This window comes from Lacinutrix gracilariae (assembly GCF_042684485.1).
Classification (GTDB): Bacteria; Bacteroidota; Bacteroidia; order Flavobacteriales; family Flavobacteriaceae; genus Oceanihabitans; species Oceanihabitans gracilariae.
The window spans coordinates 711,685-725,148 of sequence record NZ_JBHULM010000007.1 but is presented as its reverse complement, the minus strand read 5'-3'; the positions used below and the strand labels follow the sequence as shown (position 1 = coordinate 725,148).

13 protein-coding genes are annotated in these 13,464 nt (G+C 30.2%); 8 read left to right on the top strand and 5 right to left on the bottom strand.

The window, feature by feature from the left end; genetic code table 11:
• Positions 1-219: 219 nt before the first annotated feature.
• Positions 220-1,347, bottom strand: a complete 1,128-nt coding sequence (locus ACFSSB_RS06230) for a tyrosine-type recombinase/integrase (protein ID WP_379902134.1) — start codon at positions 1,345-1,347, stop codon at positions 220-222.
• Positions 1,348-1,353: 6 nt separating this feature from the next.
• A complete protein-coding gene (locus ACFSSB_RS06225) occupies positions 1,354-1,911 on the bottom strand; it encodes a thioredoxin family protein (RefSeq protein ID WP_379902132.1) in 558 nt (185 codons plus the stop codon).
• 269 nt (positions 1,912-2,180) lie between these two features.
• Here ACFSSB_RS06225 and ACFSSB_RS06220 point away from each other — a divergent pair, with 269 nt between their 5' ends.
• The 3 genes from ACFSSB_RS06220 to ACFSSB_RS06210 all read left to right on the top strand — a co-directional run bounded on the left by ACFSSB_RS06220 (position 2,181) and on the right by ACFSSB_RS06210 (position 4,454).
• Positions 2,181-2,516: a tRNA-binding protein gene (locus ACFSSB_RS06220; protein ID WP_379902130.1), complete on the top strand. Its 336-nt coding sequence runs from the start codon at positions 2,181-2,183 to the stop codon at positions 2,514-2,516.
• Between the two features lie 2 nt (positions 2,517-2,518).
• Positions 2,519-3,418, top strand: a complete 900-nt coding sequence (locus tag ACFSSB_RS06215) for a bile acid:sodium symporter family protein (protein WP_379902128.1) — start codon at positions 2,519-2,521, stop codon at positions 3,416-3,418.
• A gap of 79 nt (positions 3,419-3,497) precedes the next feature.
• Entirely contained in the window at positions 3,498-4,454 is a 957-nt protein-coding gene (locus ACFSSB_RS06210) for a 1-acyl-sn-glycerol-3-phosphate acyltransferase (protein ID WP_379902126.1), read from the top strand.
• A 180-nt stretch (positions 4,455-4,634) separates the two neighbouring features.
• On the opposite strand, the gene ACFSSB_RS06205 is transcribed toward ACFSSB_RS06210, so the two are convergent.
• Both ACFSSB_RS06205 and ACFSSB_RS06200 read right to left on the bottom strand, forming a co-directional pair.
• Positions 4,635-5,039 carry a PUR family DNA/RNA-binding protein gene (locus tag ACFSSB_RS06205; RefSeq protein ID WP_379902124.1) on the bottom strand — a complete coding sequence of 135 codons (405 nt, stop codon included), beginning with the start codon at positions 5,037-5,039 and terminating at the stop codon, positions 4,635-4,637.
• Between the two features lie 140 nt (positions 5,040-5,179).
• On the bottom strand, positions 5,180-6,934 hold the full coding sequence (locus tag ACFSSB_RS06200) for an ABC transporter ATP-binding protein (protein WP_379902122.1): 1,755 nt from the start codon (positions 6,932-6,934) through the stop codon (positions 5,180-5,182).
• 145 nt (positions 6,935-7,079) lie between these two features.
• Here ACFSSB_RS06200 and ACFSSB_RS06195 point away from each other — a divergent pair, with 145 nt between their 5' ends.
• The 4 genes from ACFSSB_RS06195 to yajC all read left to right on the top strand — a co-directional run bounded on the left by ACFSSB_RS06195 (position 7,080) and on the right by yajC (position 10,116).
• On the top strand, positions 7,080-8,183 hold the full coding sequence (locus tag ACFSSB_RS06195; RefSeq protein WP_379902120.1) for a Glu/Leu/Phe/Val family dehydrogenase: 1,104 nt from the start codon (positions 7,080-7,082) through the stop codon (positions 8,181-8,183).
• Between the two features lie 106 nt (positions 8,184-8,289).
• Positions 8,290-9,201, top strand: a complete 912-nt coding sequence (gene nusB / locus ACFSSB_RS06190) for a transcription antitermination factor NusB (protein ID WP_379902118.1) — start codon at positions 8,290-8,292, stop codon at positions 9,199-9,201.
• A gap of 58 nt (positions 9,202-9,259) precedes the next feature.
• Positions 9,260-9,814: a DUF1573 domain-containing protein gene (locus ACFSSB_RS06185; protein WP_379902116.1), complete on the top strand. Its 555-nt coding sequence runs from the start codon at positions 9,260-9,262 to the stop codon at positions 9,812-9,814.
• Between the two features lie 5 nt (positions 9,815-9,819).
• Positions 9,820-10,116: a preprotein translocase subunit YajC gene (yajC, locus tag ACFSSB_RS06180; RefSeq protein WP_379902114.1), complete on the top strand. Its 297-nt coding sequence runs from the start codon at positions 9,820-9,822 to the stop codon at positions 10,114-10,116.
• Between the two features lie 83 nt (positions 10,117-10,199).
• Here the strand turns inward: yajC and ACFSSB_RS06175 are convergent, their stop codons facing one another.
• Entirely contained in the window at positions 10,200-10,799 is a 600-nt protein-coding gene (locus ACFSSB_RS06175) for a YdeI/OmpD-associated family protein (protein WP_379902112.1), read from the bottom strand.
• Between the two features lie 178 nt (positions 10,800-10,977).
• Between ACFSSB_RS06175 and ACFSSB_RS06170 the strand changes: the two genes are divergently transcribed.
• The gene (locus tag ACFSSB_RS06170) at positions 10,978-13,356 is read left to right on the top strand and encodes a TonB-dependent siderophore receptor (protein ID WP_379902110.1); all 2,379 of its coding nucleotides are present in this window, start codon (positions 10,978-10,980) and stop codon (positions 13,354-13,356) included.
• Positions 13,357-13,464: the final 108 nt, after the last annotated feature.

The following is a 13,464-nucleotide window of genomic DNA, read 5'->3' as shown; positions in this document are numbered from 1 at the left end:
AGCCCATTCAAAAGTGTTTTTCAATGAGTGGTCACATCCGATTTTTTCAATTCGGTTTTCTATAAAAACACAAAGTTCAGTTACTTGATTTTCTGTTAATACGGTCATTTTTCAAATTATGGCTAACTAGTTTATATACTCGTAAAACACATCGTTTTGCATCTAAAAGAGATGTAAATCAATGTATTCATACAGCGTTTATATTTTTTTAAATGTAGATTAAATTTCAAAATCATCAAAAGGATTCTTGATTTTTTCTAAACTTATGGTGCTTACGTGTGTGTAAATCATGGTGGTTTTCGGACTGTTATGCCCTAAAAGTTCCTGTATAAACCTAAGATCTGTTCCGTTTTCTAGCAAATGTGTCGCGTAACTATGTCGTAAAGTGTGCAGCGTAACGTGCTTTTTAATATGTGTTCGTTTTACTATTCTACGTAATACTTGTCTTGAACTTACTGCCGAATATTCGCCACCATGCTGTCCTTCAAATAAAAATTGCTTTGGTTTATAACTTTTATAATACTTTCGTAATATCGAAATCATGGTAATAGATAAAGGTACATATCTGTCTTTTTTACCTTTTCCTGATTTTACATGTAATAATCTGCGTTCTAGATCTAAAGAAGTAAGTTTTAAATGCAATGCTTCGCCAATTCGCAATCCGCAAGAATATAACAAGCACAGCAAGGTTTTGTGTTTTAAATTGGTGGCACTAAATAAAATTTCTTTTACTTCGTCTAAACTTAAAACTTCGGGCAAACGCTTGTCTTTTTTTGGCCTGTCTAAAGTCTCTATATCAATATGTATATTATGCGTTTGCTTGTAAAAAAGCTTAATAGCATTAACCATTTGGTTTTGGTAAGTGTAAGAGTAATTATTTGCTAAAATATAATTAGTATTAAAATCTATTAAATCTGCATTCGTAATATCCTCTATTCGTTTTGTGTTATGAAATTTAAAAAACACAATAAGCATAGATTCATAAGTTTGTATGGTATTTAAACTATATCTTTTTTGATGCATCCATTTTACAAATCCTTTAATTGGCTCAAAATAATCTTCTTTTAAAGCATTTAAATTTTTATCAGCATTAGGCTTTTCATTCTTTTTATAGCCTTCCTCTAGTAGCAAACTATAATCCACCACATGCTGTTTTGCTCTTAAATGTTTATACAAATTATTCACATTTGTTTTACTAAACGGAATATAATAAGTGCCATGTGTATTGCTCCATTTTACTAACGGAAATTGCTTTACATACTCCTTTACTTCAAAATTATATTCAAAATCAATTTTTACTTGCTCTTGGTTGTTATGCAGTATTTTAGATAGTTCAAAATGTGCCATAATTTTTTAGTTTTTCCACTTAATATTACAACCTATACTTGGTTTTTGAAGTTTTTCATTTTCCGTATTATTTAGTACGCAATCTAAAGCATGACTTAAATCTAATCCTGTAACAGCAATACCATTTCCAGGCCTTGAGTCGTCTAATTGTCCTCTGTACACTAAATCCAAATCAGCATTAAAAACATACAAATCTGGTGTGCAGGCAGCATCATATGCCTTTGCAACCTCTTGTGTTTCGTCATATAAATAAGGAAAAGGATAGTGGTTTTCCTTAGCATGAATTGTCATTTTTTCTGGAGCATCCTGCGGATATTTATTAGCATCATTACTAGAAATTGCTATAAACGAAACGCCTTTAGTAGTATACTTGTTTGCCATTGCTACCAAAACAGGGTTTACATGAAGCACAAACGGACAATGGTTACAAATAAACATAACCACAGTTGCTGCTTTTCCTTGTAACTGCTGAAGACTTAATGTTGTATTAGAAACAGTGTCTAACAATTCAAAATTTGGTGCTTTTGTGCCTAACGGAAGCATATTAGAAGGTGTATTTGCCATAATAATTTTGTTTTAAAATAATTCATTAAGTTAGTAAAAAGGAATGAAAATTCATAAAAAAGGGAGTCTCAATTTATATAAAACATCTTTTGAATAATCGATTTCTCCTACAATAGTAAGCCTTTCGTAAAATGATTTTTTATTGAAAAAATAAACCACAAAAACATTAAAAAAGGGCACAGAAAAGAACTTATAAATTCAATTTTAAGCACCAAAGTGCATTACCTTATAAAAAATCAATATATTAACACTCACTAACTAAATATAAAATGAAACAAGCCATAACTTTTGAAGATTTTACCAAAGTAGATCTTCGTGTAGGAACCATTATTGAAGTAAATGATTTTCCCGAAGCACATAATCCTGCTTACCAGCTTACCATAGATTTCGGAACCTTAGGAATAAGAAAATCTTCGGCTCAAATAACAACTTTATACACAAAAGAAGATTTACTTAACAGGCAAATTGTTGCTGTTTTAAACTTTAAGAAAAAACAAATAGGAAAATTTATGAGCGAATGCCTAGTTTTAGGTGCTGTAAATAATAAAGATGTAATTTTATTAAATCCTGAAATTAAAGTGAAAAACGGAACTACTGTTGCTTAAATATGATAGAGTTAGATGCAGTAAAAATTAATTTTGACACCACGAATCTTTGGGTGCTAAATATTGCACTTGCAGTGGTAATGTTTGGTGTTTCTCTTGGTGTAACATTAAATGATTTTAAACAATTATTTAAATCGCCTAAGTTGGTTATACTTGGTGTTGTGTTGCAATTTGTACTTTTACCTTTAGTTACTTATTTTTTTGTGTTGCTTATAAAACCTCACCCAAGTATTGCTCTTGGTATGATGATGGTTGCAGCTTGTCCTGGCGGAAATATTTCTAATTTTATGACACATCTTGCAAAAGGAAATACAGCACTTTCGGTTAGCTTAACAGCTTTTGCAACGTTTTTAGCAATGTTTTTAACGCCATTAAACTTTCAGCTTTATGGTAATTTATACCAACCAACAGCGCAACTTTTACAAAACGTAGAAATTAATTTTTTAGAATTAGTAAAACTAATCATTCTCATTTTAGGAATTCCGTTAGTATTAGGTATGTCCTTAAAAAGTAAATTTCCTGATCTAGCAAAAAAACTTTCTAAAATACTAAAACCTTTTTCTATACTAGTCTTTGTAACCATTGTTATTATTGCCTTTGCAAACAATTTAGAAATCTTTAATCGCTATATTGATAAAGTATTACTTATTGGTATTAGCCATAATATTTTAGCGCTTGCTCTAGGCTTTTTTGTAGCAAAAGGTTTAAGGTTGTCTTTTAAAAACCAAAAAACATTAGCTATTGAAACCGGAATTCAGAACTCTGGTTTAGGTTTATTACTTATTTTTACTTTCTTTAACGGACTTGGCGGAATGGCTTTAATTGCTGCCTTTTGGGGAATTTGGCATATCATTTCTGGATTATGTCTTTCTTTGTATTGGTCTTCAAAATCAAAAAAATAACTTCGTGAAACAACTCTGGCTCTATTTTTTTAAAACATATCTTAGCATTGGGCTATTCTGTTATTATAAACGTTTTAAAGTGTATAATGTACAGCAGGTACCAAAAAACAAACCTGTTTTATTTCTAGCAAACCATCAGAACGCATTAATAGATCCTTTGTTAATCGCTACTAAATCGGGTAGATTTTGTTACTTTTTAACACGTGCTTCGGTTTTTAATAAACCAATAATCAGCAAGTTTTTACGTAGTTTACAAATGCTTCCTGTATACAGAATTCGAGATGGTTGGAGTAGTATTAGCAATAATAATTCTATATTTTCAACTTGTACAGAGGTTTTAAGCCAAAATAAAACGGTTGTTATTTTCCCTGAAGGAAACCACCATATTAACCGAAGCGTGAGGCCTTTGAGTAAAGGGTTTACACGAATTGTTTTTGAAACTCTAGAGAAATATCCAGAAATAGATTTACAAATTATTCCTGTAGGAATTAATTATAACAAAGCAGATGATTTTGTAGATAGCACTTCTGTTTTCTTCGGAAAACCTATTCCTGCTAAAAACTACCTGTCTACAGATAAAAATAAAGCTATTATTAAACTAAAGGAAGATGTGTATCAGGCTATTTGTAAATTAACTACACATATTCCTTCAGATAATTATGAAGCTATAGCTAGTAGGTTAGAAGAAATTCCAGTAGATTTTTTAAATCCTGAAGCAGTAAATACCTGTATTGCATCTAATTTTAAATCCTGCCAGAAAAAAGAGAGACCAAATAAAAGTTATGTAAAAACGGTTCTTAAATACCTACTTCTAGTTCAATTTTTTATTCCCTTTTTAATATGGAAATCTTTTGTGAAACCAAAAATTAAAGAAATAGAATTTGTAGCAACCTTTAGGTTTGCAGTGTATATAACCTTGTTTCCGTTGTGGTTTTTTATTCTTGTTGGTATTGTTGCTGCTTTAGTGGGTTGGCAAATAGCCATCCTTTATGCTGTAGTACTTTCTGTTTTAACCCTGTTTTATGTAAAGGTTTAAATATTACAAAAGAAGCTTCGTCTTTTGTGCTATAACTCTAGGTTTTATTATGTTTTCGCTTTGAGTAATAAGCTGGTACGTTTCAATTTCTACAAGAAGTTAAAAGAGTAGGGGAGTTTTTAAAACAAAAAAAACCGTTACTAATAGCAACGGTTTTAACTTTAAACATTTTCTTAGATTTTAAATATCATCAAAATCAATATCTGTAAATCTGCTTTCTACAGTTTCTGAAACTTCAGGAGTTTCAGTAGTTTCAGATGTATTTGTGTTTTCTGTATGATATTCTTTTTTAAAGTCTTTTTGGTGACGCTCGCTAATTACTTCGTCTCCTTTTTCAGCTATAATATAATCTGTCATTTCTGCTAAAATGCTATTGAATTCAGAGAAATCTTCTTTGTATATATAGATTTTATGTTTTTTATAATGAAAAGACCCATCATCATTAGTGAATTTTTTACTTTCAGTAACTGTTAAGTAATAATCTCCTGCCTTTGTTGCTCTAACATCAAAAAAATAAGTGCGTCTTCCTGCTCTTAATACTTTAGAATAAATTTCCTCTTTCTCCATCATGCCATTGGTATTCATAGTGTTGTATTTTATATTAAGTTTAATTAATAGATTTTCAAAAATCAAAAAAAAATAGATAACAACCAACTAATTGTTATAAATCTTTTAAATATTTGATTTAGGCATTATTATTGGCAGATTTGTACTACTAAATATTGCTATGTGTTTTTAGATAATTGTTTTAAATACAAGCTTTTATAGTATCCTTCTTGTGCTGTAAGACTATCATGCGTACCTTCTTGTACTATTTTTCCGTCATCTAAAACTATTATCTTGTCTGCATTTTTAGCTGATGAAATTCTATGACTAACAATTATTGTTGTTTTTCCTTTAGATAACTTGTTTAAACTTTTAAGTATTTTTTCTTCGGTTTCTGTATCAACAGCAGAAAGACAGTCGTCAAATAATAATATTTGTGGATCTTTAAGTATGGCTCTAGCAATAGATACACGTTGCTTTTGTCCTCCAGAAAGTGTAATTCCTCTTTCACCTAAAACCGTTTCATATCCTTTAGTAAAGCCTATAATGTTTTTATGTACTTGTGCATATTTTGCCGCTTGTATTGCTTCTTCATCTGTAGCGTCTTCTTTTCCAAATTTAATATTGTTATTAATAGAGTCGCTAAACAAAAAGGCTTCTTGTGGTACATAACCAATGCTTTCTCTTAAACTGTTTAGGTTTACCTGGTCAATAGGTGTATTGTCAATTAATAACTCTCCTGATTTAATATCATAGAGTCTTCCTATTAAATCTAAAATGGTAGATTTTCCAGAACCTGTTTTACCAATAATAGCTAAGGTTTCGCCAGAATTTAAAGTAAAGCTTACATCTTTTAAGGCTTCAATATTAGTGTCGTCATAAGTAAAAGATACATTTTTAAAAGTGATGTTTCCTTGAATTTTAGAAGGTTCACTTGCTTTGTTTTGTATTTCTGGTTCTATGGTTAAAAAGTGATTTATTCTTTTTTGTGATGCTTCTGCTTGCTGTATAATAGAGGTAACCCAACCAACGGTTGCTACAGGCCATGTTAGCATATTTACATAAATAATAAACTCTGCAATAGTACCTAAACTTTTAATTTCTCCGTTAATATATTGCTGTCCTCCAATATAAATTACAATTAAGTTACTGATACCAATAAGTAATATCATGGTAGGAAAAAAAAGCGCTTGTACCTTAACTAAATGTAATTGTTTTTCTTTGCTTTCTGTAGATAGTACATCAAAATTATTAAAAGTTTGTGGCTCCATACCATAAGCTTTAATAATAGAAATACCACTAAAAGACTCTTGGGTAAAAGTCGATAGTTTAGATAAATACTGCTGTACTATAGTACTGCGTTTATGTATTTCTTTACTTACATTAAATACAATAATAGATAAAATAGGTAATGGTATTAGCGTGTATAAAGTTAATTTAGGTGCTTGACTATACATCGAGCTAATAACAATTATAAACAGTGTAATGGTGTTAATGCTGTACATAATTGCTGGTCCTGCATACATACGTACTTTAGTAACATCTTCACTAATTCTGTTCATTAAATCTCCTGTTCTATTTTTTTTGTAAAAATTTAGAGACAGTTTCTGGTACTGTTGGTACACTTCGTTTTTTAAGTCATATTCAACATAACGAGATACATTAATAATGGTTTGACGCATAAAAAAAGTAAGAATACCTGTAATTAAAGCAGCACCAATGATATAAAGGATGTTTTCTAATAGCTCTGCTTTTACTAATTGTATATCTGTAATACTTCCTTTTCTGTACTCATCTACTACATTAATAGATTTTCTAATAAGTCTAGGTGTATAAAGTAAAAAAATCTTTGAGGCTATTGTTATTAATATACCAAAGATTAGACTAAATTTGTACTTTAAGAAGTACTTATTTAAGTGCTGTAATTCTTTCATTTACAGAAATAGGATTATTTTTTATTTTTATCAATTTCATAATTTAACATCATTTTTATTGCGTTTATGTGAATATTGGTTTAATTTTGCATATTGTTTTTTTGAATTTATCAAAAGAACAACCCTAACTTTAAATATAAATTAAATGGTTTCAGACGTTATTAACGCAAAAGATCTTAAAAAAGTAGATCCTGTATTTGGACAACTTTCTTTCGATGATCATGAGCAAATTGTTTTTTGCAACGACAAAGATACAGGTTTAAAAGCAATTATTGGTATTCATAATACAGTATTAGGTCCTGCACTTGGAGGAACTAGAATGTGGCAGTATAATAATGAATGGGAAGCCTTAAACGATGTATTAAGACTTTCTCGTGGTATGACTTTTAAGTCTGCAATTACTGGATTAAACCTTGGAGGAGGAAAAGCCGTAATTATAGGAGATGCTAAAACACAAAAAACACCAGAACTAATGAAAAAGTTTGGTGAATTTGTACATTCTTTAAGTGGTAGGTATATTACTGCAGAAGACGTTGGTATGGAAACTGCTGATATGGATTTAGTGCATGAAGTTACTCCTTATGTAACTGGTATTTCTGAAAGTAAAGGTGGAGCAGGAAATCCGTCACCTATTACTGCATATGGTGTATATATGGGAATGAAAGCTGCTGCTAAATATAAATTTGGAAGCGATGTGCTGGATGGTAAAAAAGTAATTGTTCAAGGTATTGGTCACGTTGGTGAATCTTTAGTTGATCATTTAACTAAAGAAGGAGCAAAAGTTATTATCTCTGATATTAACCAAGAACGTTTACAAGAAGCTAGTGCAAAATACGGAGCAACTATTTACACAGGAAACGATATTTATAGCGAAGATGTAGATATTTACGCACCTTGTGCCTTAGGAGCAACTATTAATGACGAAACCATTAATAAACTAAAAGCTAAAGTAATTGCTGGAGCAGCAAATAACCAATTAGCAGAAGAAGCAAAACATGGTTTAATTCTTCAAGATAAAGGAATTGTTTACGCACCAGATTTTTTAATCAATGCAGGAGGAATCATTAATGTTTATGCAGAATTAGAAGGTTACGATAAACAAGAAATTGTTCGTAAAACAGAAAATATCTATAACACTACATTAGAAATTTTATCTAATGCAGAAATGAATGATATTACTACTAATCAAGCAGCTCTCAATATTGCAAAAAGTAGAATTGAAACAAGAAAGAATGAAAATTCTAAATAATTCTTATTAAAATACTATTATATCAAGGCGAAAGTAACTACTTTCGCCTTTTTTAAACAAAGTTCTTTTTTATATGCTTAATAGAAGACACATTCGTATTAAAGTTATGCAAATCCTTTATGCTTTTAAAGGAGGTGAAAGTGATGATTTTAGTAAAGACCAAAAGTTTTTACTTAACAGTATTGATGGTATGTACCATCTATATTTGCTCCTAATGTCCTTATTAATTGAGGTACATAAAAAAGCAGAAATCAATATAGAAAAAACACAAAAAAAGCTTCTTGCTACTAAAGAAGATAAAGATCCCAACAAGAAATTTATTAATAACGAAGTATTTTTACTACTAAAAAGAGATCCTGCTCTTCTAGAAGCTATCTACTCGCATAATATTACCAATTGGCAGTTAGATGATGAATATGTAGATATTCTTTTTAGAGAAATACTTGCTAGTGATTTGTATGCAGAATACATGCAAACAAAAACATCAACCTTTAAAGAGGATAAAGACTTTGTGGTAGATGTTTTTAAAGAAATTATTGCACCTAACGAAAAGCTTTACGAGTATATTGAAGATAAAAATTTAACTTGGTTAGATGATTTACCTATAATAAACACAGCCATTTTAAAATTATTAAAAAAGGTAAAAGCTAATGTAAAGCCTACGCACTTTGTACCTAGTTTATATAAAGACGATGATGATAAAAAGTTTGCTATAGATTTATTAACTAAAACTATTTTAAAACAAAGCAAGCTAAATGCCGAAATAGATAGTAAAACAAAAAACTGGGACGCAGAACGTATTGCTAGTATAGACTATATTTTACTACAAATGGGAATTTGCGAACTGTTACACTTTTCTTCTATTCCTGTAAAAGTTACCATTAATGAGTATTTAGAAATAGCTAAAGAATACTCTACACCTAAAAGTAGTGTGTTTATAAATGGAGTTCTTGACAAATTAGTTAAGCAATACGAGGCAGAAAAAAAGTTAAATAAAATAGGTAGAGGATTGCTGTAAATATAAAATTTATTACATTTACGTTTCAAAATAACTTTGTAAATATAAAAATAGAATTATGAAAAAAGTATTATTAGGTTTAAGCGCATTTTGCTTAATCGCTTTTACTTCATGTAAAGAAGATGCCTCAAAAAAAATTGATGAACAAAACGTTGCTGAAGCAGCAGAAAGAGATGCAAGTGCAACAAACTTTCCTGTTTTAACTTTTGATAAAACAGAGCATGATTTTGGTGAAATTGAAGCTAAAACTCCAGTAGAAACTGTATTTACTTATAAAAACACAGGTAAAGCACCTTTAGTTATAACAAACATTAAAAGTACATGTGGTTGTACTGTACCTCAAGATTGGTCTAAAGAGCCTTTAGCTCCAGGAGAATCAGGTAAATTTACTGTAAAGTATAATGGTTCTGGTAAAAACGCTATTACAAAAACAATTACTGTAACAGCTAATACAGAAACAGGTAAAGAAACTGTTAAAATTAAAGCTTTTGTAAAAGCAGATCCTAATGCAGTTAATAAAAGTACACAAACTGTACCAGCAGGTTCTGTAAATGCAGCTGCTCCTGTAAAGTCAAGTACTCAACCAGGTCACGAAGGTCATAACCACGATTAATTAGAATGGGAGAAATAGGACAATTTTTACCGTTTATAGCAATGTTTGCTGTAGTTTACTTTTTTATGATTGCACCTCAAATGAAACGTGCAAAACAAGAAAAAAAGTTTGCTAGCGAACTTAAACGTGGAGATAAAGTAATTACTAAAAGTGGTTTGCATGGTAAAATAGCAGATTTAAACGAAAAAGATAACAGTTGTGTTATTGAAACTATGGCTGGAAAGCTAAAGTTTGATCGTTCTGCCATTTCTATGGAATTAAGTAAAAACTTAAACGTATCACCAACAGAAAGTAAGAAGTAAGTTTTACATACTTCATTATATAAAAAAAGCTTCAAAGATTTTTTCTTTGAAGCTTTTTTCTTTTCTATACTCACACCTAATACCTAACAATTCTTATACTTATCATGTAAACCTGCACCTTTAAGAATCATAGGTTTTATCTTTTCTATTCTAGACTGTTTTGTAGTTGCTCTTTTAGCTGATGCTATATGTTCGCAATACTCACGTTGTTTAGCAGGAGAAAGTGCTTTAAAAGCTTCTTTTACTGAGCTATTGCCATTCAAAGCATCTTTTAATTCTGTAGGAATAACAACATCTTTTTTTGTGGTTTTTACAGCCTTTATTTCTTTTCCTAGTTTTTGATTTTCTATGGCTTCTTTTATATAAGCTAAAACTATATTTGGTGCTATTTCTTCAATAGATGAAAATCGCATTTGGCGTAATGCTTTCGTTTTTTCTTTAGCTTGTTCTAATAATTGATTTTCATCTTTTAAGAACACACCATTAAAAAACCAAATACAGAAATGCTTTTTAAAGGCACCAAGCCCTAAAATGTTCTTTCCGTTTAAACTATAAGTAGGAGCAGACCATTTTATAGACTCGTCCAGATTGGTTTTTAAAACTATTTCTCTAAGCTTTTGTAAAGCTTCTTTAAAATGGCTATTTGTTTCTATATACTCTTCAACAGAACTTACTTTTTTCATACGTATTATAATGGTAAACAAATATACATAAATAGTATTCAAAATTATTTTTAGCGTATGTTGTTGACATTCAGATAGCTAATAAGTTTATTTTTATTAGGTCTAAATAAAGTTTGTTTTTTCTCTTCTGGGTTTTATATTTGCGCCTTTATTTAAAATCAATCCAAATAATAAAACCATGAATAATAAATTATTTTTTCTTTTTGCTTTACTTGTGCAGTTCTCCTTTGCGCAAACAAAACTAGAAGGTCATATTGTAAATGAAAATAATGAAGACATTCCTTTTGCTACTGTACTTGTTAAAAATACAAGTAGAGGTGTTTCTGCTGATGCAAATGGTGTTTTTGTAATGAATGCTTTAGAGCCAGGAAATTACACTTTAGTAATTTCTTCTATTGGGTATAAAAAGGTCGAAAAACAAATACTAATAGATACTAAAAGCCAACAGTTTATAGAGGTACAACTAACAAAGGATGGTAGTATTGATGAGGTAGAGGTTTTTGGTAATCGTTTTAAGCATCCTGATAAAATTGAAGCTTTAACTAGATTACCTTTAGAGCCTTATGAGCAAATACAGAGTATATCTATTATTTCAGATAAGTTAATTACGCAACAAGGTAACCTAACTATTTCTGATGCAACTAAAAATGTACCAGGTGTGTATACTTTTGCAACCTATGGTAATAAAAGAGAGAGTATGTCTTCTCGTGGATTTAGAGGAATACCAATTTTAAAAAATGGTGTTCGTGTACATTCCGATTTTAGAGGAACAGGTATTTTAACAGATATGCAAGGTGTAGATAATATTCAGGTATTAAAAGGTGCAGCATCTATAACACAAGGTGTAGCAACAGATTTAGGTAGTCCTGGAGGAGTGATTAATATTGTAACTAAAACACCTAAGTACTATTATGGTGGTAATGTTTCTTTAAGAGCAGGAAGTTTCGGACAAGCAAGAACTACTTTTGATGTGTTTGGTCCGCTTACAAAAAACGAAAACCTTGCTTTTAGAATTGATGGAGCTTTAGAAAGAGCAGATAGCTATAGAAACGGAATTTCTTCAGATCGTTTTTATATTAATCCTTCATTAGAGTGGAAAGTAGATGATAAAACTACAGTTACTTTTGAAATGGATTATTTTGAAGATAGTAGAACTCCAGATGTAGGTACAGTAAATTTAAGTGAAGATGATGAAAATAATATTTATGATTTACCTGAAGATCAGTTTTTAGGATTTGAAAATGATAAATCTTTAACTACTAATAGCACTTATGCTATTCGATTTAATAGAGAATTAACCGATAAATTAAGCTTAAAAGCTGCTTTTTATAAATCTAAATTAGATTTAGATGATAAAGGAGCAAGTTTAGGTAGTGTGGTAAGTGATGATTTAGGAGATCCTATTTATAACCAACGTGCAAGAGGATATGCTGTTTCTACCAGAAGTGATGATAACAGTGTTTTACAATTTGACGTTATTGGTGATGATTTAAAAACAGGAAGTCTTTCGCACACTTTTCAAGTTGGGTTTGATTATAGAACCTCAGATTATAGTACCTTTTCACAAAGCGTTTCTACTGTAGATAGTATAGATGTATTTACAAACAATACACATACACTACCAAGTAATTTAGCTTTTGGTGATGCAAGTGTAGCAGGAGCAAAATCTAAAGCATTAGGTTTTGTAGCACAAGATGTAGTTACTTTTAATAAGTATTTAAAAACATTTTTTGGTTTTAGATATAGTAAAACACAAACCATAACTGCTACAGAAACTACAGAAAGTGATGCTTTTAATCCTTTATTCGGAGTAATAGTAACACCTCTTAAAAACGTAAATGTATTTGCATCATACACCAACAGTTCTTACCCAAGAACAGCAACTCGTTTAGATGTAAATGGCGAAGAATTAGGTAATGAGCGTTATGATCAATTAGAAGCAGGTATTAAAACCAATTGGTTAGATAGTCGTTTACGTTTTAACTTTACTTTCTTTAAAATTAATAATAAAGATATTAATTTACCTGTGTATGATGAAAACTGGGTAGAAACGGGTTACTATCAAAAAGGAGGAAACGACGAAAGAAAAGGAGTAGAAGTAGAGCTTAGCGGACGTATTTTAGATAATTTAGAAGTAATTACTGGATACTCTTATATAGATGCGCAGTATAAAGAACATACTTCTTATGTGTATGGTTCTGCACCATTAAATACACCAAAACACACTTTTAATGTATATGCTAATTATAGCTTTAAAAAGCAATTAGAAGGATTGTCTTTAGGAGCAGGAGTATATTATACAGGCGAAAGACCTATTAATGATTGGAGCTCAGGAGCTGTAACACATGAAGGTATTGTGCCAAATCAAGAGCCTTTTTATGTAGATGCTTATACACAAGTTAATGCACAAGCTAGTTATAGATTTAACAAACACTGGAGTGCAAGATTATTAGTTAATAATGTGTTTAATAAAATTGGCTATAATGCATACAGAACCACTTATATAAACCAAACAGATCCTAGAAACTTTGCAGGAGTTTTAACGTATAATTTTTAAACAATACACTGGGTTTAAATCAAAGAGTCTGTCTTATTTATTAAGGCAGACTCTTTTTTTATGCAATAAATTCTACACAGCAATAACAATAATAAGGATTACTTTTTA